Annotated in this window: 15 protein-coding genes and 2 pseudogenes; 15 read left to right on the forward strand and 2 right to left on the reverse strand. The window is 54.7% G+C overall.

What is annotated here, in order from left to right:
* Positions 1 to 13: 13 nt before the first annotated feature.
* Entirely contained in the window at positions 14 to 3,508 is a 3,495-nt protein-coding gene (locus HDF09_RS15370) for a TonB-dependent receptor (RefSeq protein ID WP_183767851.1), read from the reverse strand.
* An 849-nt stretch (positions 3,509 to 4,357) separates the two neighbouring features.
* On the opposite strand from HDF09_RS15370, the gene HDF09_RS15375 reads away from it, so the two are divergent.
* From HDF09_RS15375 to HDF09_RS15425, 15 genes and pseudogenes are all read left to right on the forward strand, one after another.
* On the forward strand, positions 4,358 to 5,500 hold the full coding sequence (locus HDF09_RS15375; protein ID WP_183767853.1) for a tetratricopeptide repeat protein: 1,143 nt from the start codon (positions 4,358 to 4,360) through the stop codon (positions 5,498 to 5,500).
* A 116-nt stretch (positions 5,501 to 5,616) separates the two neighbouring features.
* The gene (locus tag HDF09_RS15380) at positions 5,617 to 6,714 is read left to right on the forward strand and encodes a sensor histidine kinase (protein WP_183767855.1); all 1,098 of its coding nucleotides are present in this window, start codon (positions 5,617 to 5,619) and stop codon (positions 6,712 to 6,714) included.
* Entirely contained in the window at positions 6,711 to 7,469 is a 759-nt protein-coding gene (locus HDF09_RS15385; protein ID WP_183767857.1) for a LytR/AlgR family response regulator transcription factor, read from the forward strand. The genes HDF09_RS15380 and HDF09_RS15385 overlap by 4 nt, the downstream gene beginning before the upstream one ends.
* A 392-nt stretch (positions 7,470 to 7,861) precedes the next feature.
* A complete protein-coding gene (locus tag HDF09_RS20880) occupies positions 7,862 to 8,149 on the forward strand; it encodes a carboxypeptidase-like regulatory domain-containing protein (RefSeq protein ID WP_260181339.1) in 288 nt (95 codons plus the stop codon).
* 65 nt (positions 8,150 to 8,214) lie between these two features.
* Positions 8,215 to 8,556 carry a Plug domain-containing protein gene (locus HDF09_RS20885; protein ID WP_311719665.1) on the forward strand — a complete coding sequence of 114 codons (342 nt, stop codon included), beginning with the start codon at positions 8,215 to 8,217 and terminating at the stop codon, positions 8,554 to 8,556.
* The gene (locus HDF09_RS20890) at positions 8,483 to 9,367 is read left to right on the forward strand and encodes a TonB-dependent receptor domain-containing protein (protein WP_260181341.1); all 885 of its coding nucleotides are present in this window, start codon (positions 8,483 to 8,485) and stop codon (positions 9,365 to 9,367) included. Before HDF09_RS20885 ends, HDF09_RS20890 begins: the two co-directional genes overlap by 74 nt.
* Before the next feature lie 31 nt (positions 9,368 to 9,398).
* On the forward strand, positions 9,399 to 10,511 hold the full coding sequence (locus tag HDF09_RS20895; protein ID WP_260181342.1) for an outer membrane beta-barrel protein: 1,113 nt from the start codon (positions 9,399 to 9,401) through the stop codon (positions 10,509 to 10,511).
* A gap of 268 nt (positions 10,512 to 10,779) precedes the next feature.
* Positions 10,780 to 11,010 (forward strand): annotated as a pseudogene (locus HDF09_RS21385) (carboxypeptidase-like regulatory domain-containing protein); the annotation flags it as partial.
* Positions 11,011 to 11,056: 46 nt separating this feature from the next.
* Positions 11,057 to 11,443 (forward strand): TonB-dependent receptor plug domain-containing protein, encoded by a 387-nt coding sequence (locus HDF09_RS20900; protein WP_260181343.1) that lies wholly within the window; start codon positions 11,057 to 11,059, stop codon positions 11,441 to 11,443.
* Positions 11,389 to 12,420: pseudogene (locus tag HDF09_RS21475) on the forward strand (outer membrane beta-barrel protein). The gene HDF09_RS20900 and the pseudogene HDF09_RS21475 overlap by 55 nt, the downstream one beginning before the upstream one ends.
* Positions 12,421 to 12,636: 216 nt before the next feature.
* The gene (locus HDF09_RS15410; protein ID WP_183767865.1) at positions 12,637 to 13,152 is read left to right on the forward strand and encodes an RNA polymerase sigma factor; all 516 of its coding nucleotides are present in this window, start codon (positions 12,637 to 12,639) and stop codon (positions 13,150 to 13,152) included.
* 378 nt (positions 13,153 to 13,530) lie between these two features.
* Positions 13,531 to 14,220 carry a hypothetical protein gene (locus HDF09_RS15415; protein WP_183767867.1) on the forward strand — a complete coding sequence of 230 codons (690 nt, stop codon included), beginning with the start codon at positions 13,531 to 13,533 and terminating at the stop codon, positions 14,218 to 14,220.
* Positions 14,221 to 14,816: 596 nt separating this feature from the next.
* Positions 14,817 to 15,893, forward strand: coding sequence for a CehA/McbA family metallohydrolase (locus tag HDF09_RS21170; protein ID WP_221270160.1), 1,077 nt, complete (start codon positions 14,817 to 14,819; stop codon positions 15,891 to 15,893).
* Positions 15,890 to 16,279 carry a CehA/McbA family metallohydrolase domain-containing protein gene (locus tag HDF09_RS20520; protein WP_221270161.1) on the forward strand — a complete coding sequence of 130 codons (390 nt, stop codon included), beginning with the start codon at positions 15,890 to 15,892 and terminating at the stop codon, positions 16,277 to 16,279. Before HDF09_RS21170 ends, HDF09_RS20520 begins: the two co-directional genes overlap by 4 nt.
* Before the next feature lie 365 nt (positions 16,280 to 16,644).
* Positions 16,645 to 19,200, forward strand: a complete 2,556-nt coding sequence (locus HDF09_RS15425; protein ID WP_260181344.1) for an MGH1-like glycoside hydrolase domain-containing protein — start codon at positions 16,645 to 16,647, stop codon at positions 19,198 to 19,200.
* 1,326 nt (positions 19,201 to 20,526) lie between these two features.
* Here HDF09_RS15425 and HDF09_RS15430 read toward each other — a convergent pair.
* Positions 20,527 to 20,901, reverse strand: a complete 375-nt coding sequence (locus HDF09_RS15430; RefSeq protein ID WP_311719677.1) for a transposase — start codon at positions 20,899 to 20,901, stop codon at positions 20,527 to 20,529.
* Between the last annotated feature and the right edge of the window lie 15 nt (positions 20,902 to 20,916).

Consider the following 20,916-nt stretch of genomic DNA (forward strand, 5'->3'; position numbering starts at 1 on the left):
CCGAGGAGATAACTCAGAACTTAACCTTCAGGGCAAACTGACCGAAGCGGCGCTCATCGTTCGCACCACCATTGACGCCACCTTTCTTTGCCTGGATAGGGATGGTTGCGCCATCATAGCCGTAGTTGGCGACGTCATTATTGGACTCGGTGATGTAAAGATTATGGTGGTTGAAGATATCAAATCCTTCTGCTCTCAATTCAACCTCGATACCTTCTCTGATCAGAAGACTTTTACTTGCCGCAAGATCGAAGTTCCAAGCGCCTGGCCCGGAAAACGCGTTCCGATGGGTCATCGCAGAGGGATATGGCCCGAAGTCGGATATTCCACCGAGCGCCGGATTGCCGTAGCTTACGGCTGCGGGTAAAGAGACAAGGTCGTAGAGGTTCGCGCCGGAGCCGTTCTGATCTTTTGCTTTAGTGAAACTGTAGTTCGAGATGGTTGTACCAGGCGTGTAGCGAGGTATGCCGACCCCGGCGCTGCGATTCAGCGAGTTGCTGCTATCGGAGACCGTGAATGGCGTCCCAGTGCGGACAGTGTAAATACCAGTGACCTCATATCCTCCAAGGAGTCTCCCCGTGAGGGAGTGATTATTCTTAAACCACTGGGTTCTGTAAATCGGCGCCAAGACGAATCGCTGCCGAATGTCGAAGTCCGAGGCCCCATGGTCCAGCCCAGGGTTGAACGGATCGAGATAGCCAAGATTGCCAATGCCGTTGACCGAGCTATTGCTCTCAGAGAACGTCGAGCTCAGATTGTCAGTCGAGTGCGCGACAGTATAGTTTGCTGTGATAATGAGCCCCGTGCGCTCGAGATCTGTCATCTGAAAACCGAGGTTCAAGCCGTTGTAGTAAGAATCTCCCTCGCTGCCACGGTTGTTGATCGACCCGTATTGATTGTTGAGGCGCGAGTAGATGAAGTTGCCGCTAGCGTCCTGAACAGGGTCGCCGAGATAGACGTTGCCGGCACCACGCAAGTTGTAGCCCTTGACGTCGTAAAGATGTGTCCCGCGTGAACCAACGTAAGCGATGGATGCAACCACGTTATTCGCGAGCTGCCTCTCTACTGTCAGGCTGTAGAACTGCGTTGCCGCCGTGCGAATGTTTTCATCTACGTTTCTCAAGCTGGTTGGCGGAAGCGGAACCGTTCCACTGGAGCCGCCAATGGGACCAGCGTTGTTCGTCGTTATGGGCGAGGGTGTCGTGATCTGGACCACAGCGTAGTTGGGTGGATTCTGGATGACATTAAAGGTTACATTTCCAAAGTTCCTCTCGTAGGCTATTCCGTATCCACCACGCAGACTTGTTTTGCCATCGCCGTTGATGTCATAGGCAAAGCCGACACGAGGTCCAACAGTGCCGTACTGCGGATTCCACAATTTACCGATGGGACTATCAGGAGCCGTGAACACCTGGCCATTGCGAATCTGCTCTTGAAGCGTCGCACCTGGGCCGTAGTAGAAGTTGGCATCGAGGTTCTGCTTATTATTGTGCTGGATCCCGTAGTACTCATAGCGCACACCATAGTTGAGCGTGAAGCGCGGAGTGATCTTCCACGCATCCTGCGCGTACACTGCCCAGTCTTTGAACCGGTCGCTACGGGCAAAGTTCGGTTGCGAGGCGGGTAGAGTGATCTGACATTGCGGTGTCTGGACGAGATTGCCAGTCGCGTAGTTGCGCTCACAGGGCAGCGCGCCTTTCGGGTCAACAGCGCCCTCAAAGATCGAAAGTGTTCCATTCAAAAAGTTATCCAGGCCCGTTGGAGCACTTGTGCCGATCCCCTCAACTGCCTGCGCATAGGCGCCATACAGGATGTTGTTCTGGATATAAAGCAATTGAGTACCGGCCTTGAAGGAGTGTTGACCCTTCGTCCAGTCAATGTCCTCGCTGATCTGAGCAGTATTCTGTGGTCCTCCAGATGGAAGTCCCCCAGTTCCTTCAAACTGACTGTAGAAGCCAGGAAACTGAACCAGATTCCCGCCGATCGTCGCATTGTTATAAAGAAACAGGGTAGGGGCGTTCTGCTGCGACGTATCGAAGGGTTGACTCAGCGTGTGACGAGTAAAGCTCAACTTCGTGCTGGACACCAGGGAGCCGGAAAACTCGTGGGTCAGGCCGAAGAGTGCGGCGTTGTCCCGCTCGGAAGCACCAACGTTATATTGCGAGTACGGCGTACTGAACATCGAACCGTTTTCATCGAGCTCGTTGTAAAAGACATACCGCCCGTACATCTGAGTTCTTGGAGTCGCGTTGAAATCCACACGTCCAATCAAGTAATACGTGTTCTGCGGATCGCCGCCTCCGGCATTGGTGGGAGATGTAAACTGCGCTACACCGAATACCGGCGTGCTTCCAGGCAAAAGATCAAACGGTCCACCCGGAGTTGGATTCACACCCGAAGCCACCACGTCGTCCTTGCTCAAGGTCTGGGTAAAAGCCGGAGCCGGAGACCCATACTGCGTGAAGAAGGCCTGAGTCGCCGAATTGGATGCAGCCAAAAACTGCGGCGTCGGCACCAGCGAGATCTGGTTGCCCGCGCTACGCACCCTCACCCACTCAGTACTCTGGAAGAAGAACAGCCGGTCTTTCAAGATTGGTCCACCTACATCGTAGCCAAACTGGTTGCGCGTGTAGCCGCCCTTCGGTACGCCGCTTTGCGCATTCTGAACCGTATTGGCGGTATAGGCCGCCAGGCGGTTGAACTCCCATGCTCCCCCATGAAATCGATTGGTCCCCGATTTGGTTACGACGCTGACGACGCCGCCTGACGCGCGACCGTACTGTGGCTCAAAGTTGCTGGTCGTAATGCGGTACTCCTGCACCGCATCGATCGGCACCGTGACCTCGGGCCCGGTAATGTAGGAGTCAACATTCTCAACCCCATCCAACAGAATCTCAGTGCCACTGGACCGTTGGCCGTTGAGCGAATATCCAACGCCGCGAGTTGTGTCGTTTTGGTCTCCGGTAGTCTTTGTCGCGCCACTCTGCGCTACCTTATCTCCAGAGCTGATGTTGCCGGAGATCGAGACAAAATCGTAGGGATTGCGAGTGAGGCTGGGCAGCTCTGAGACTTGGACACTGCTCACGATCTGCGACACTTCCTGAGTCTGCGTATTGACAGTAGTCCCGCCCTGATCGATCACGGTCACTGTCTGTTGCGCACCACTGAGAGCGAACTTTATCGGAACCGTTGCGTGCCCGCCAACAGTGACTTCGACCCGTGCCTCGAACCGCTGAAAGCCCGGAGCGTCCGCCCTAACTGTATAAATGCCTGCCGCCACAGGGGGAAAGGTGTACTCGCCGCTGTGATTCGTAGTTACCGTTCGTTCAGCGTTTGTCCCTGTATTGGTGAGCGTTACGGTCGCATCGGAGACGAGGGCTCCGCTTTGATCGACCGCTAATCCCGACACAATGCCGGAATCGGTCTGCGCAGTTAGCAGAGCTGGAGAAACGGACAGAAAAAGCAGGACGAAAAGAATCGACGCGTGAACTGAGATATTTCTGAACATAGCTGGACTCCATTCAAGTGTTGGTGCGCAGGCGGTCTTCCGTTCCGACTCCGAATCATCGACATCGGGAGGCCTGAAGGCCTTCGTCCCGTTGACTTCAAGTAACACTTGAGTCACTCATAGCGAAGGCAGTTACTGCTCGTGCCACGTGCTGTTCTGCACTCTCCGGGAGCATGGATCGTCTTGCAAAGTAAACAGATTTGCAACCCGCAGCCCGGTGCAGTGCATTATGTGCGACACTTCCGCGGTCAACAACAGCCTTGTGACGAGTGCCGCACAGAATGTGACAAACGGCAGAATCCGTGGGTTGATTTACAGGTGACGAATCTCCGCGCGGTGAGGACTGATGACTGACGATCGATGGGAGGCGTCGCCGGAAGAGAGGATTCGAGAGTTCATCTTCTCATCGTCGACTCATGTTCTTCCCGGGCTTGGCCAGCTTCGTCACTCCGCCCCGCTATCCGTCACATGTGAGCTAGCCAGCACATATTCCGGATGTATGGTTGCACAGTAAGCTCCTGTGTCGAGGCCAGTGACGTATTGTTAGCAAAATAATTCAGCGGAACCGATAACTACAGTTCCGTCTCTCGCAGCGAAATCATCAAGGAGGCTAGAGCGGCGCGATTACATAGTTCCAATTATGTGACGAGTTGCTCCTTGTGGTGACCAACAGCACACTGGGGTAGTTAGAGCCTTCTTTACACGTGACGAGACACCCCATAACCGTGGAACTTCGCTGATTATCTGCCGTAATCCCGCAAGTCTAGGTAGCGCCGGCTACGCTTCATGGGATGTAGTTAGTTGAAAAGACCCGGAGACATGGCCAGATCTCACTACTGGAGGAAAATCATGGTTCGAATAACTCGCGACCCTCTCCTAGTCTCCGTAAAACTCGTTAGAGCCCTGTTACTCGCTATCGGTGTAATCCTACTTGCAGGTTATGTGCCTTCAGCGGAGGGAACAGATATCACTCAGCTAAAGGCAGATGCTCAAAAGGGCTACGCTTCTCAACAAATTGAACTGGCCGCGGCTTACTTTACAGGCAACGGAGTAACGCAGGATGCGAAGCAGGCCGCGTACTGGTACCAAAAAGCCGCTGAAGCCGGAGATCTTGAGGCGGAAAATGAGATCGGCTTCTTCTATCAGGCTGGCATAGGTGTTTCGGTCGATCGGGCGCGTGCCTTGCACTGGTACCAACTCGCCGCCGCCTCCGGCCTTACAAGAGCAAAAGTGAATCTGGGCGTGTTGTACGTGTGGGGCCTCGGCGTTGCCAAAGATGAGGAGCTGGCCGTGCAATTCTTTCACGAAGCGGCCAGCAGGGGAGACGGAGTCGCTGCCAGTTATCTGGGCGACCTCTACTACTTCGGGATCGGCGTGAAGCAGGACAAAGCCGCCGCCGAGACCTGGTACAAAACCGGTGTGAAGCTGCACGATCCTGTCGCCGCCTACAATCTCGGCACACTCTTCTCGGTGAATGCGGACCATCCGCACGATCTTCGCAAAGCCGAGGCTTTTTTGCGCTCATCTGCCGCCGACGGATACATACCAGCCATTCACTCGCTGGGACTGCTCCTGGTCAACCATCCCGAGCTTGCAACGTCTCCAAAGGAGGGACCATCCCTCCTGGAAACCTCAGCGAGCGCAGGTTACTGGAAATCTTCAGTCGTGCTAGGAGCCCTTGCACGGGACGGCAAACGCGTCCCCGCAGACAGCAAAGCCGCCTACCTCCACTTCCGTATGGCCATTCTGCAGGGTGGAGAATCCGCGATGAGCCTGGTCAGATACGACATCACAGCACTCACAAAAAAGCTGGGCACTCAGCAGGCCGGAGCGCTGGACTCGGACGCAAATAACTGGTATCAGCAACACCGCACGCCTCTTCTCTTCGTCTTTAAAGACGGTGACAAGCGGCAACGCTTTCCCGCATCGGCACTTGCAGTCTCGACAGATGGTCTGTACGCTGGTCAACTGCTTTACGTGCCAGCTTCCTGACGACACGAGGAATAGAATGTATGGTTGCATTCCTATTTCGTCCATAAAGGAAGAAGGGCGAGGATGATTCCCTGAACCTTCCGCCGATAAGTCGCACACGCGCACAACCATTCTTCATGCATCCGGCAATCTTTGTGAGCGCGTCGGTCCTGCTGGGCACCTTGTTCGCCCTGCAGGAGTGGATGACCATGCGCCTGTGGAGTTACCGCATGAGCATAGGCCTCCTTTTTGCAGCATGGTGTGTGCAATATTTTTTGTGGGGCGTCATCTGCTGGTTGCTGTGGAGATGGTGCGGGCCCTGGATTCAGCGGGCAAACGCATTTCGCATCTTCGCGCAAGTGCTTCCGCTCAGCATAGTTACCAGTGTCGTTGAAGAGATGATCTGGGTCGCTTGCTTTCCGCGTCTTCCGCTCAACCGCCCGCATATGACCTATTGGCACAGGCTGGCGTTTCATTTGGATGCGGAGTTCGTCGACAACTTGGTCATTTTCTGGTGTGCGTTTGTCCTCTTTCGCGGGATAGGCTACTACCAGAAATTCCGTGAAAAAGAGGCTGCGGCCGCTCAATTGTCGGTGGAACTGGCTCAGGCCCAGATAGCCGCTCTCCGTATGCAATTGAATCCGCATTTCCTCTTCAACACCATGAACAGCATCTCCAGCCTCATGCGGACCGACATCGCTGCCGCCGACACAATGCTGGAACAACTCGGCAGCCTCTTGCGTATTACCCTCGAGCGCGGCGAAGTGCAGTTCATTCGTCTCAATGACGAAATGGAGTTTGTGGAGATGTATCTCGCGATGCAGGAGCGCAGATTCACGGGCCGTGTACACCAGCAACTATGGGTACATCCGGAGTTGCATGATGCTCTTGTGCCTGCAATGATTCTCCAGCCGCTCATCGAGAACGCCTACACTCATGGCCTCTCCAGGCTCGACAGCAATGGCCTGCTCCACATCGAGGCAACAAGAAAAGACTCGCGCCTGACGCTGAGTGTTCTCAACAACGGCGCAGGCTTGAATTCGAATCCGCCCAAAGCCTCAGACGGTCAAGGGGTTGGGCTGGCCAATATTAGGAGCCGCCTGCAGCTGCACTACGGAGATCAACACACATTTTGTATACGCGAGGTCGCACGAGATCAGGTCGAGGTAACAATAACGCTCCCGCTACAGTTCTCTTCTAGTCCCGCAGAGACACTGACAAGGTTTGGTGCATGATGATCCACGCTATCCTGGCCGACGATGAAGTCTTAGCGAGACAGAAGCTGCGCCAGTTGCTTCGCGACGAGCCTGAGATCGAAATTGTCGGTGAAGGAGCATCAGCTTCTGAAACGATCGACCTGGTGCGTGCTACTGGACCGGAGTTACTTTTTCTCGATATCCGCATGCCAGGAATGGACGGCTTCGATATCATCGGCAAGCTCTCTGTCGGTAGCGACTCCGTCGTTCCCCGCATCATCTTCACGACCGCGTACGACTGCTATGCGTTACGTGCGTTTGAGATACACGCAGTAGACTACCTACTCAAACCGTTTACCTCCGAGCGCTTGCATTCGGCGGTGCAGCGTGCCCGTGAGCAGATCTACGCTACAAAGCAAGATGCCGGACGCAGCAATGGGCGCAGTAGCCAGAACGCGAGCTATACAACACGTATTGTCTTCAAGTCTCGTGGGCGCATCCTCTTTCTCCCCGTCTCCGACATCCGATGGATTGGAGCGGAAGAAAATTATGTGCGCATTTGCACGGAAACGGAAAAGCACCTGCTGCGGGAGACAATGAGTCATCTGGAAGAAAAGCTTGACCCACAAATGTTCCTGCGCGTGCATCGTTCCGCCATCGTCAATTTGCAGTACTTGAAGGAAGTGCGTACGGAACCCAGCGGCGAATTCACGGTTGTGCTGGTAAATGGCCAGAAAATTGCCATGAGTCGCAGCTATCATGCTCGAATCAGCGATTGGCTGGCTCGTAGTTGAGTGGACAATCCGGATTTGATGTACCGGACGACGTTTCGCTCGAATTAAGTTACCGATAGACATCACGCATTTAGCCTTCCCGTCTGTTCGTCCCAGCCTGCTCGACTGATAGCGGAGGAACCCGCTCGTGGAACTGTAACTCTTGGGAAACGGAAGCTGTGGGACAGAAGGAACGCAGAGAGGATTTCGACCCGCGACGGAGAAACTTTTCCTGAGGTCGACTAATTTACCTCAGATTGACACTTTCTCGCCACATTCAATGTGTGATTGGAATGGACGATCCTCAAGCTCATTCTCTTCCTGTCCGTATGCTAAGCGTAAGAAGAAATCGGTGAAAACTTCGGTCCCGATAGCCTCGGCTCGTTGAGAGGGCAACATCATTAGGAAAATGTATGCGACGTGCCCTTGGTTTCCTTTATCTGTTTGTTGTTCTCTGTTACAGCTCCAGGAACCTTTTGGGGCAGGTTAATACGGCCAGTCTCAGCGGTCTCGTTACGGACTCGTCCGGATCGGCGATGGCAGGCGTTCAGGTGAGGTCTCTAAATCGATCGACAGGATACTCCCGAGAGGTTGCCACAGATCACTCAGGTTATTACACGTTACCGAGCATGCCGATTGGCAGCTACGCCGTAGCGGTGCAAGGGGAAGGGTTGCCAAGACGGAGGAAAGCGTCGAACTGAGCGTTGGCAGCAAAGCGCGGCGCGACTTTACGTTGCGGATCAAACCACTTCAGCAGGCGATCACCGTGAACGAGAACGGCAACAGCGATCTGTCGCGCGATGACACATCACTCAGCACTGTCATCGACCAGAACACTATTGCCAACACGCCGCTCTATCTTCGCAACTGGGACGACCTGCTTCGCACTGTTCCCGGAGTGCAGATCAGCCGCTATACGGAACAGGCAGGGAGCAGCGCCCCCGGACGCACTGGCGACTTCAATGTCAACGGCGTCCACTCGCTGCAGAATAATTTCATTCTCGACGGCGTCGATAACAATACGTTCTCTGAAAATGTCCAGGAGCTGCTCGAACCGCAACCGCATCGTGCCGGGCTATCTGGACGGGCTGGCGGATGGGGCGACTAACTCGGCATGGGGGCATCTCCTTCTCGACTCCAATAGCTTCGTGATCGGTTGGACGCATGTCTTTCGTCGGTCCGTTCTGAACGATCTCCGCCTGGGATTTATCCGGGATCATGCGTTGAGTGAACAACTTCCGTTTTCTCTCCCACAGACAGCAAGCGAGTACATTTCCGGGATACCTAATGTTCCTACGTCGGGCGGCGGTTTGCCCCTAGTGAAGTTCAGCACCTCGTATGCCTTCCTTGGATCGCCCATTTATCTGCCCAAGGAGCAGATTCCGCAACAGTTTCAATACAACGACACGCTCGTCGTCTCAGCGGGCAAACACAATCTCAAGTTTGGAGTGGCTGCGTCGGCGCCGATGCGGAATCTCTTTCAGGACGAAGCCGCCGTGCGAGGCTCGCTGGATTTCGAAGCGACCTTTACACACTTTGCTTATGCTGACGGATTGCTTGGGCTGGCGAACCAAGTGCAACTGACTAATAGCGACGTGGTCGACCAGCGCCTGTGGCTGGCTGCCGGCTTTCTCCAGGATGACTGGAGAATCCTTCCGCAGCTTACGTTGAATCTCGGACTACGGTACGAATTTTCTACGCCACCAACCGAGGGACGAAACCACATCGCGAACTTTGATCCTGATGGAAACGGGTCATTGGTATTCGCGCACCCTGGCTCACTGGCGAGTCGCGCTCTGGTGAACCCAAACACCACGAACTTTGGTCCGAGAGTGGCGTCGCTTATTCGTTGGGTGGCCGCTCAGTGCTTCGTGGCGGATACGGAATTTACTACACGTCCTTCGAGCGCTTTGGAGTGAAGATGAACTGGCGCTGAACCCGCCATTTCTGGTGAATCGACAGGTCACGGCTGCTGCCGGCGTTCCCGCTCTCGTCGCGAGAGACGGTTTTTCGTCCAACTTCCTGAATCCAAACATGATCGATTACAGCAACCTGCAAGGCTTCCACATTCGCGCCGTGAACCCGCATGCGCCATCCCCCACAGTGCAACAGTGGAGCTTCGGTCTGCAAAGGGAGTTCGGCAATCGTTGGACCATGCAGCTCGATTACGTAGGAACTAAATCCACCCATCTAGACTTGATCTATGACTACAATCAGCGGTTCGTCGTCGCCAACAAGTCCACCGGCATAACTCCCTATCCTAACTTCGGCTACATCGAATACACGACTCCGGCCGGCTTCGGGAACTACAATGGACTTCAGGGAAGCGTGTCGCGCAGGACGTCGCAAGGACTCACTCTACGAGCCGGTCTTACATACTCCCGCAGCCTCGACGATACTCCCGAAGAGTTGGAGACCAGCTCTGGAGGAGCGCCGAACGGACGAAATTTAGGTGCCTGGTGTGGGCCCAGTGATTTCAATATCCCCCTCCGGATCTCTGGCAACTTCATCTATGAGCTACCGTTCGGACACGGCAAGACGATGCTCCATCGAGGGCCCCTTGCCTGGTTGCTCGGAGACTTCCGTACCTCGGGCGTGTACACCTTCTACAGCGGAATCCCCTATCAGGTGAACGCCGGCAGCGCTCTCGCTAACTCAATCGATGCCTATGGCGCGGCGACGAATGTGCCCAACGTTATCGGCAAGCCTCATGCGGTTGGGAAGGTGGACTGCTGGTTCTATACCAGTCAAAATCAGCCTGCAGAACCGACGAACCCAACTTTACAGACAGCTATAGCCTTCCCAGTCCAGGTTCAATTGGAAATCTCGGAAGGAACACACTGCAGGGACCGCATACCAACGATTTTGACGCCGCGCTGTTGCGTGAGATCCCTATGGACCGAGCGAATCTGGCGTTTCGCTGGGAGGTCTTCAACGTGGCCAATACTCCGCTCTTCGGACAACCCAACAGCGACTTCAGCAGTGGAGTCGCCGGACAGATTACCACTCTCTCGGGCGATCAGAGAACGATGCAGTTCGCGTTACGTCTCTCGTTTTGAATAGGCTTCACGCAGCAAAATCAATTCATCCTGCGTTGATAAATTCTCCCCCCCCTTTCTGTCTTCCTCAGTAAGCGCCACAGAATCGAGACGGACCGCGGACGCCATGCAATGACGCAGGTTCATGGCCGCCACACGACCTGCTTCAGGTCTCGGCGGACGTGCGCGCTCAAAAGGGAATTGAGAGTTTTCTACAACAAAGTTTTCAGGGGGAAAGTATGATGCATCCGCGCGTAAAAAAAATCACGTTGTCGCTTGTCTGGCTTCTATTCATGGCGATCTTCGGACTAAAGCCAGCCCTTGCACAAATTGATACAGGTGGAATTACCGGCGCCGTCAAGGATCAATCCGGAGCAACTGTATCCGGCGCCGTGATTACGCTAAGGAACGATCTCACCGGAATTAGTTCTAAGGCAAAGTCCGCATCCGTTGGTACCTACACCTTCACCGGAATGAACCCCGGCACCTACACCATTACGACATCGCTCGCGGGATTCGAAACACGTGTGGTCCACGGAGTCGAGGTGCACGTACAGCAGACGGCAGCGATTGATATCTCGCTGGCGCCTGGCGTCAATCGGGCAGACGATCGGTCACCAGACCATCAACGATCTGCCTCTCGAGACGCGCAATTGGGGCTCTTTAGGACAACTCGCAGCCGGCGTGGCGACGGCTCCGATCGGACAAAACGGTGGAACCCCGGAGAACACATTTTACTCTGTCAATGGCGTTCAGTTGTACCAGAATGACTTCCGGTTAAATGGCATCAATAACAACATCGAGTTTTTTGGGGACAGTTCGGTAGGGACTGATGCCACCATCACCCCTCCTCCTGATGCGATCCAGGAATTCAAACTACAGACCGGCGACTACAACGCCGAATTCGGACACTCGACCGGCGGAGTCAAACGCCGTACGTTCAGACGTACAACCTGACGACTCAGAATCAGTTCACTCAGCATGATTCATTCCAGCTCGCCTATGTTGGAACGGTGGGTCGTCACCTCGACGTCCTGGGAGCGAATAATTCGCCATCTCAGATTCTTCCTGTTGGTACGAACATCTCTCAATTGCCTTCAGCTAGCAACGGCAACCAGAGCTTCATCCCGTTTCCGAACTTCGCACCAAACGCGATCTACGAGACGACGAATGCAGGCAGCTCCTACAACTCATTGCAGACGACCTACCAGCACCAGACCAGCTATGGTCTATAGCTTCTCGCGAACTATACCTGGAGCAAATGCTTCAGCAATCAACGAACACAGGGTACAGCGACTTCGGCATACAGAGCGCAATGGCTTCCCGGATTCGGAATCTCAGGTGACTACGGTCTCTGCGATACGGACGCGACCAACGTGGCCCACATCTCCGGAACCTATGCTCTGCCAATCGGACGTCAGAGACAGTTCTTCAGCAGCGTGAACCGTTTCACCGATGCGGTCATCGGAGGCTGGAGCACTAACTACATCTACACCTACCAGAGCGGTCAGCCCTTGACCATCAGCTGCGCCACAGCGACGACGTCGGACTTCGGTTGTTTCGCTCCCGTCACCACGGGGCAAAGTCTATATGCTCCGTCGCGCAACCCGACCCAATGGCTGAATCCAAATGCATTTCTTCAGCCGGCCGCTGCAACTCAGATCGGCCAACTCGACTACTCCGTGTTAGGCGGGCGCCCACAGCAGGTCCGCGGTCCCAGCTGGTATAACCTCGATGCCTCGGTCTTCAAGAACTTCGAGATTCACGACACAACGAGTTTGCAATTCCGGGCCGAATCCTTCAATACGCTCAACAACCCGCAGTTCGCTCAGCCTGGAAATCTGAACTACCTCAACCCCGAAAACTTCAGCTCGATCACTGCATTGAGAAACACGCCGCGACTAATGCAGTTCGCTCTGAAACTTTCCTTCTAAAGCGCTGCGGTCAAACAATGGAGACGTGTCCTCGGAGAAGATCCGGGGACACATCTGCTCTCCTCCTCGCGAGTTAAATTTCTGTGAACGCTGCTGGCCAAGGAAGGCGTGCTTTGCGCTGCCATTTAGCATAGAGACAGCAGCTTTCCGATTACGCTTCAAACCTCACACTAGTTCTGCATTGCGCCGGCTCTGCTGGCAGAGACTCTTTCGTTCATGGAATCCGGAACCACGAAACATCCAGACGGCTACACCAGAGGGAAGGAATATCTTCCTTCCGAAGAAAGTTCAGGAGTACTCGTTCTGGAGGATGTGGCGGAGTTTTACAATTCTCGCCGGCAGAGTTTGTTCGGACAGGCATTTGCACTGGTCCGAAACCGCGCACTTGCCGAAGATCTCACGCAGGAAGCCTTTGCGAAACTGATCGTCGAGGTCAAGAGCGGCGGACGCATTCAGAGCGCGGTAAGGTGGACAAGCACTGTCCTCCGCAATCTGGCCCTGAATCATCTTGAACATCGAAAAGTCTCTCTCCGTATTGTCGAGCCTGACTCCCAATCCCAGATCAATGTTGCGCCGGACGCTAAGCCTTCCGCGGAACAATTATATATTGCGAAGGAATCGCAGAATCGGATGCGTCATGTGTTATCCAGCCTGGGGCCGCTTGAGCGGGAGTGCGTTTTGATGTTTGCGGAAGGCCAAGTTACAAAGAAATCGCTCTTCAGAAAGACTTGACCTACGGGGTCGCAGTGGATGTGGTTCGTCGGTCTCTCAGGAAGCTACGAAAACAGATTCCGGCGCGCCAAGGATAGACGCTCATGCCCTTCAAACAACATCCATGCTCAAGCATCGATCCTCTCGGTACTCAACGGGACTGCTGACGGAGCCGAACGGAGAGCGGTTTCAGAGCACATCGCAGTCTGCCCTCGGTGCAGTGTTGTCTCCGAGCGCCACGGCCTATTGCTTCGGGAACTCGGCGCGTGTAGCAAGCTCTCTCTTCCATCAAAGCAGACGCAAGCTAAACCCAAGTCGCTGGCTTTTCCCAAGAGAGCGACTGCGAAGGCAATTGCAGCCAGGATCGCGATTGTCGCGATTGCCGCGATCGTGCTCATCATGATCTCTGCGTGGCCGAGACACATTCAGACGGTCAGTGCGGCCGAACTCCTCTCACGGGCGGAGGCGGCGCAGGAAACCGCGGATGCCAGTCAGCACTCTTACCGGTTGAAGGTGGGAGCGGCTACCTGCCTTACGACGGATGCAACCTGGTCGCGGCCGGGTCTGTGTGGCCGACTGCACGGTCAACTCCTTAAGACGCATTGGGATGATCGGCGAATGTTGTCTGCGCGAAGCTATCGGCAGTGGCACGATTCGCTCTCACTGCGCAGAGACTCCGTCTCACATCAGGAGCCGTATTGGACAGTTAAGACCGATACCGACGAGGGACTTCTTCGCTCCGCCAGTCTAAGGGTTCGCTCCTCGGACTATCGCCCGGTCCGGCTGACGCTTGAGTTTGCAGCGCTGGAGTCAGTCTCCGTGGTAGAAAACGAACCAACGGAGCGGCATGTATACGTGCCCGCCGTGGAAACTGACATGTCGGTAAAGACTGAGAGTCTCCAGCATGTCGATCAACCTGAAGACGCAATTGAAGCGCAAGCCTGGACCCTGTTGCGCACCTTGGGCGGCGACTCGGGATGGGAGGCTACGATCACGCGAAAAGGTGCTGAGGTGCAGGTGGTAGGCTTTATCGATGACGAGTCTCGAAGAGACAAGTTCGAGGAGCATTCTCTGCTCTCCATGGTGTGAGCTCCGATCTAAAACGGCCGGAGGTTCTACCGAAAAGGGGAAGCAACGGAGAAGGCCAGCCGTTGGCTGAAAGAACCTTAGAACGACTGATTCCAGATTCTCATCAAAGAGGCGAACGAGTCACTGAGATAGCCGATGCCTCGCGAGCGATCGTCGGAAGAGCATTCTTGTGCGACCAGCTCATTGCACGCCGCAATGCCTTTCAGAACAGCGCTTCCGCGCACGGACTCACTCCTCTCATTGAAGAGGAACGAGCTGACGTCTTGGCGGCAACCGCACGGTTGTCTGACCTGCTTGAACCGATACTCGAACCTGGGCAAAGCCGTGTCTCCCACGTACCATTGGACTACGCTGAGGCCCGGCAGCTAGATGCGGCGGTTCTATCGCTCGTCAACGCTGCGCCTGAACGGACCGCAAGCCTCGAGCAGACACAGAAGCACATTCGCTCTCTCCTGTCGAAGAAGTAAATTCATCCGGCGTTGACAACTCGGGCACGATCCCTCTGTCTTCAATTCAGGGCAATGCGTCTCCCATCCGTCCCAGCGGAGCAAAAGTGGGAACGACAAAATTCAGCGTTGCCCAGTGGAAATTTTCGAGTGCCAGGTATTGTGATCGTTCTGTCCGCGCTGCGTCATGTTTCGTCCAGGCTCCTTCGGTTGACCATCATCTCCGTTCTGCTCCTCTGCGCCTTCACGAGCACCTATGGACATGCCCAACAGGGAAAACCTGATCTCGTTTTACGTGGAACAGTGACCTACGCCGATCGACAGACCTATCTCGAGTTACCTTTCGCGGTCGGCAAGGATGTCACTCGACTCTCCGTGGAGCTTTCGTACACGCAACGCGACAAGCACACCAATATTGATCTGGGCGTCTTCGATACCGAACGGTTCCGTGGCTGGAGCGGAGGCAACAAAAGCTTCTTCACTATCTCCGAGACCGACGCGACACCCTCCTATCTCCCCGGTGTGATTGTCCCCGGAAAGTGGAAGTTGATCCTTGGCTTCCCGAACATCGAAAAAGGTGTGCGCTCCGACTATGAAGCGAAGATCTATTTCTCTCATCGGAACGATCCTCTCGAAGGCTCGACCTTCAGCCAGAAGCTTCTGCGCGACGGAGCTGCATGGTATCGAGGAGACCTGCACATGCACAACGCGCACAGCGATGGCTCCTGCAAGAGCCAATCCGGGGAGAAGGTTCCGTGCCCACTCTACAAGACCGTAGAGGACGCAGCAAACAGAAAACTCGACTTCATCGCAATCACCGCTCACAACACGATGTCACAGTACAACGATATGCGGGAGCTGCAACCATACTTCGACAAGCTTCTGCTCATGCCCGGACGTGAGGTCACAACTTTTCAGGGACACGCCAACGTCTTTGGCACAACCGCCTTCATCGACTTCAGACTCACCAGCCCCCACGTCCCCACGGTGAACAAACTGCTACAACAAGTGCAGGACCTTCACGGCGTCATCTCTCTCAATCATCCAGGTTCACCATCTGGCGCTGCCTGCATGGGCTGCGGCTGGACGGCCCCCGACACCGACTTCAGCCGCGTCAACGCAATCGAAGCCATCAACGGCGGTTCACTCGACGGTCCAAGGTCTGGTGACCGATCGTCTGCCCGATTGACGCGTCCTCAGCTTGCAAAAGCGGAGACGCCGCAGTGACGGTAACCCTTACAGAAGAGGCGATCCTGAACGGCATCCGAGCCGGACACGTCTTCATCGACATACAGGGGACACCTGACCGCACACTCGAATTCTCCGCGAACGCCGGCGGAACGACCGCATCGATGGGCGACTCTCTAGCTTCTCCCATAGGTCAACAGATTCATTTCACCGTCAGGATGCTCGGTCTCGAAAATGCTCATCCCGAAATCATCCGCGATGGTGACCTCGCCGTGCTCGTCGGCGCTTCTCCGATATCGACAACAGAAGAGACGCGTAGTTTCGACTATGTAAGCGATGGCAAGCGCCACTGGCTTCGAGTGAATATCCGATCAGCGGATGGAACTCTATTGGTCTTGGGAAATCCTATTTACTTGAACTTTTAGGGAGGCACCCTTCTCATTCCATTTAGTTGGACTTATTCTGTTGATACGTCGTGAAGCGATTCCGTATAGCGGAGATGTATGTCCTTGAGTTAGTGTGGTCCCCATTTTTTTGAAGCCCACCGCTTATTCGTTGCTTTCCGTGAGACTCTAGCTCGGGGCGAGCTTTTATCGGCAACGCTCCTGAAGTAAGGTGGATTATGCGCGATACATCCCCGAGGACCGCAGAAGGCCAGCGCCTTATTGAAAATAAGTCTCGCACCAAGAACTGGCAGCGATGGGGTACGTATCTGCCGGAGCGTCAGTGGGGAACCGTTCGTGAGGATTACTCTTACAACGGCGATGTGTGGAACTCGTTCCCTTATGAGATGGCTCAGTACCGAACCTACCGCTGGGGTGAGGATGGCCTGCTCGGATGGACTGACCGCCAGTGCCGTCTCTGCTTTAGCACCGTTCTATGGAACGGGCGAGACCTCACACTAAAGGAGCGCCTCTTTGGCCTCGGCAACCCCGAAGGGAATCATGGTGAAGACGTCAAAGAGCAGTTCTACTATTTGGACGCACTTCCGACACATAGCTACTGTAAAGCGCTCTATAAATACCCGCAGACTGCTTTCCCTTACGACCAGCTTCGTGAGGAGAACAAGCGGCGTGGTTACGACCAGCCGGAATATGAACTGCTGGATACCGGAATTTTCGACGACAACCGCTACTTCGACATCTTCATTGAGTATGCGAAGGCCGACGTGGAGGATACGGTTATCCGCATCACCGCACACAATCGTGGACCTGATGTGGCGCCGCTCACCATACTGCCTCAACTAACGCTTCGTAACAACTGGTCGTGGACAAATCTGGAGGCGACCGGAAAGACAAAACCCATCATCTCGCAGACCGGCCCATTCCGTGTACAAGCAGCCCACAAGATTCTGGGTGCTTATCGTTTTGAACCGGTGGATGGTGGTGCGATTTTGCCGGAGCGTCTTCTCTTCACTGAAAACGACAGCAACATGCGCCGCCTGGATCCAAACTATGATGGCCCGGACCATTTCAGCAAAGACGGCTTCGATCGCTATCTCGTCCATGGCGACCAGAACGCGGTGAAGGAGAACAGCGGCACAAAGTGCGCGTTTTTATACCGCTTCATGCTGGAGCCAGGTAGCAGCCAGATGCTTTACCTTCGTCTTGTTCGCGTAGGCGCCGAGCACTCATTGGACGTCGAACCAGCGGTGATGGACGTTACCCGTGCCGAAGAGGTCTTCGCAACACGCAAGTCGGAGGCAGATGACTTCTACGCAAAGCACATCTCACAGGAGGCTACAGCAGAGGAATGCAACATCTCGCGCCAAGCCTTCGCCGGCCTGCTGTGGTGTAAGCAGTTTTACTATTTCATCGCTGAACAATGGATGACGGGTGACCCTACACAGATTGCACCGCCAGCCGAGCGCATGAAAAAGTCGGAAGAGTGGCGGCACCTCTTCTGTCGTGACATCCTTTCAATGCCCGATAAATGGGAGTACCCGTGGTTCGCTGCCTGGGACACGGCGTTTCACATGATTCCCATGGCAAGAATCGATCCGGAGTTTGCGAAAAATCAACTTCTTCTCCTTCTCCGCGAATGGTACATGCACCCCAACGGGCAGATGCCCGCATATGAATTTGCTTTTGGCGATGTCAATCCTCCAGTGCATGGATGGGCAGTGTGGCATGTTTATCGTCTAGGTGTCGATGAGAACGGCGTTGGGGACTTAGACTTTCTCGAGCGCGCCTTCCAGAAGCTCATGTTAAACTTTACCTGGTGGGTGAACCGCAACGACGAGAAGGGACACAATCTCTTCGGCGGCGGCTTCTTAGGACTCGACAATATCGGCGTCTTCGATCGCTCCGTCACTCTACCCAATGGCGTGTCCATGCACCAGGCGGACGGAACAGCGTGGATGGGACTGTATTGCTCCGTCATGCTGCAGATTGCACTCGAGCTCGCCCAGCAGCGGTCAACGGCCTACGAGGACATAGCCAGCAAGTTCTTCGAGCATTACATAGCGGTCATCGATGCCATCAACTCCGTTGGAGGCACCGGCTTATGGGACGAAGAAGATGGATTTTATTTCGATCAGCTGCAGCACGACGACGGGCGCAGCATTTCGTTGAAGGTGCGTTCCATGGTTGGCCTCGCTCCACTCTTTGCGGTGTGCATCATGAAGAAAAGAACCGTGGAAGGCTTGACGGATTTTGAGAAGCGCACGAATTGGTTCTTGATGCACAAAGAGAAGCTCTCCGAGTACGTCAGCAAGGCCGAGGTTTCCGACGCCGAGATTAACGGTTCGCAGTGGATTGCGATTGCTCCACACGACCGATTCCAGCGCATTCTGCAGCGAGTCTTCGATGAGTCAGAGTTTCTCTCACCACACGGCATACGCGCACTGTCACGGCATCATCATCAGAATCCGTTCGAAGCCAATCTTCAGGGACAGCGCTTTACCGTTCGTTACACGCCGGCGGAGGGAGATAGCGGCATGTTTGGCGGCAACAGTAATTGGCGCGGTCCCGTGTGGTTCCCTATGAACATGCTGTTGATCAATGCATTGGAGCGCTATTCCCTGGTCTACGGGGATGACTACAAGCTTGAATATCCCACCGGCAGCGGCCAGCAGCACACACTTGTCGAGATCGCTGAAGACATTGCACGCCGACTGGTGAGCCTCTTTCTGCCCGATAAGGATGGCCGCCGACCCAGCCACGGCAGAGAAGAACGCTACGCTACCGATCCCTATTGGAAAGACCTCATCCTGTTCAGCGAGTACTTCGATGGTGACACGGGACGCGGTCTTGGGGCCTCGCACCAGACGGGCTGGACCGCGCTTGCCGCCACGCTCATCCATGCCCTCTACACACGTCGCGAGATACGTAACCGCGCGCAGTAGACTTCTCGACCGTTCCCTGGGTACCTGGTGAACTCTGAGCCACAAGATTGGATAACGCTAAACGCGCTTTCTATGAGCAGGTCACTGGTGTCAAGGATTGATAGCTGCTCTTCTCTTATCAGGGTTTTTGCTCCTGGTTTGTGTTGCGCCGCAAGCTGCTCTCCACCGAGTTTCTGAGAGATGGCAGCATCGACTCTCCTCTCGAACCCCAACCGGCACCGAGCTCGTATCAAGACAGCTCACCCAGAGTGCGCGTGTCTCAGAGTGCGCGCGCGTTTATGGATACAACCATCGGGATACCATCGGTACTCGGTGTGATTCCTAAATAGATGCACCGAAATTGTCGACCGAGGGACTCTTCTCGTTTGGCGAACCCCCCGGCTGCCGAAGCAGAACGCGGCCTGTTATCGACAAATGAGTCAATTTCCGGATTGCCCGTCACGCTCCCACAATCGCACAAACCGCAGCCCCAACCGGCTCCGGAGCGGTCACTTTACGAGGCACTCATGGCACTGGGATTATTCACTCAGAAAGTGGCAATTCCAAATTCACGATGAGACCACCGTCCGCGGCATTAGTTGCGCTCACGCTTCCGCCGTACATCCGTACAATGCGTTCGGTAATCGCAAGGCCAGTCCCGCAAGAACGGAAAAACCGACTCATTTCAATTGGCGCCAAACCGTCTGAGGCAGACGTTGGGGACCTGCCGTAAGTCTATGAATTTTATTGAGGTTAGTTGGTGGACCTGATCGGGATCGAACCAAATGAAGGCTTGTAACTTATTGAAAATATGGGCATCGATTGGCTAAGAAAAGCACTCAAAAGCACACTTCGGTATCTAAAAGCCAGTTTTCAGCACCCTCTTCAGCACCCTAGATTCCGTCACGAACAGGAGAATCGCGCATATTTGGCGGCTGAAGCGGCCGGAGTCTTGTAAATACAGGGAGTAGCAAAACGGTCTGTTAAGGCATGGACTTCCAACCTGTTTTCGGTCTAAATAACTTGGAAGGTCATCCAAACAGGTGTCTAGCAATGGCGTGATTGCAGGGCAAGGTAGCCCCATTTGCTGACCGTGCTCACACCATACGGCGGTCGAAAACAGATGCGGCAGATGCCGAGGTGTTAGCTGAATACACTCATCGTATGCCATTCACGGCTTGGATCGCTCCTAGTGCCAGTTCAATGCGCTTGCGCGCGATTGTCACCTGAGGAGGGCGCTTTACGAGGTCGTTTCGAAACTCAGATCAGGAGATCGCAGAGGAGCGAAGCAGATGCTCTCTCTGAAGCGGTCAGGATTCGGGATTTACGTTTCGTGGCTGCGCTCTATCAGGCGTTATGAAGGGCTTCCGGAACTTTGGTTGCGCCGAGCACGTTCGTGATGCGCTTGAGGTTGTATGCCATCGTCGCGAGGCCGATTTCGACTTTTGCACTGGACAACCCACGCATCAGCAGACGAGGATGTCCAAAAATACGGTACTTCATAATAGCGAAGGGATGCTCGACGGTGGATCGGCGTAGTCTCATCACTTCCGGTGTCACCCGCTCCTGCATCCGGTTCAACGCGTCTTCGTACAAATGTCGAGCCAAGCCACGTCTCGGAGCCTGAGTGCAGCGTGACTTTAGCGAGCAGGAGCCGCAGTCGACGGACGAAGCCTTATACATGGTGTAACGATCTTTGGCATTGGTGTGCTTGCGCAGCAGTTTCTATCGCCAGGG

The sequence above is a fragment of the Edaphobacter lichenicola genome (assembly GCF_014201315.1).
Lineage (GTDB): Bacteria > Acidobacteriota > Terriglobia > Terriglobales > Acidobacteriaceae > Edaphobacter > Edaphobacter lichenicola_B.

Excerpts from the sequence above, each read along its gene's own strand:
- HDF09_RS15370 (WP_183767851.1), bottom strand. The coding sequence starts at position 3,508 with ATGTTCAGAAATATCTCAGTTCACGCGTCGATTCTTTTCGTCCTGCTT.
- HDF09_RS15375 (WP_183767853.1), top strand. The coding sequence starts at position 4,358 with ATGGTTCGAATAACTCGCGACCCTCTCCTAGTCTCCGTAAAACTCGTT.
- HDF09_RS15380 (WP_183767855.1), top strand. The coding sequence starts at position 5,617 with ATGCATCCGGCAATCTTTGTGAGCGCGTCGGTCCTGCTGGGCACCTTG.
- HDF09_RS15385 (WP_183767857.1), top strand. The coding sequence starts at position 6,711 with ATGATGATCCACGCTATCCTGGCCGACGATGAAGTCTTAGCGAGACAG.
- HDF09_RS20880 (WP_260181339.1), top strand. The coding sequence starts at position 7,862 with ATGCGACGTGCCCTTGGTTTCCTTTATCTGTTTGTTGTTCTCTGTTAC.
- HDF09_RS20890 (WP_260181341.1), top strand. The coding sequence starts at position 8,483 with ATGTCCAGGAGCTGCTCGAACCGCAACCGCATCGTGCCGGGCTATCTG.
- HDF09_RS15410 (WP_183767865.1), top strand. The coding sequence starts at position 12,637 with ATGGAATCCGGAACCACGAAACATCCAGACGGCTACACCAGAGGGAAG.
- HDF09_RS15415 (WP_183767867.1), top strand. The coding sequence starts at position 13,531 with ATGATCTCTGCGTGGCCGAGACACATTCAGACGGTCAGTGCGGCCGAA.
- HDF09_RS15425 (WP_260181344.1), top strand. The coding sequence starts at position 16,645 with ATGGCTCAGTACCGAACCTACCGCTGGGGTGAGGATGGCCTGCTCGGA.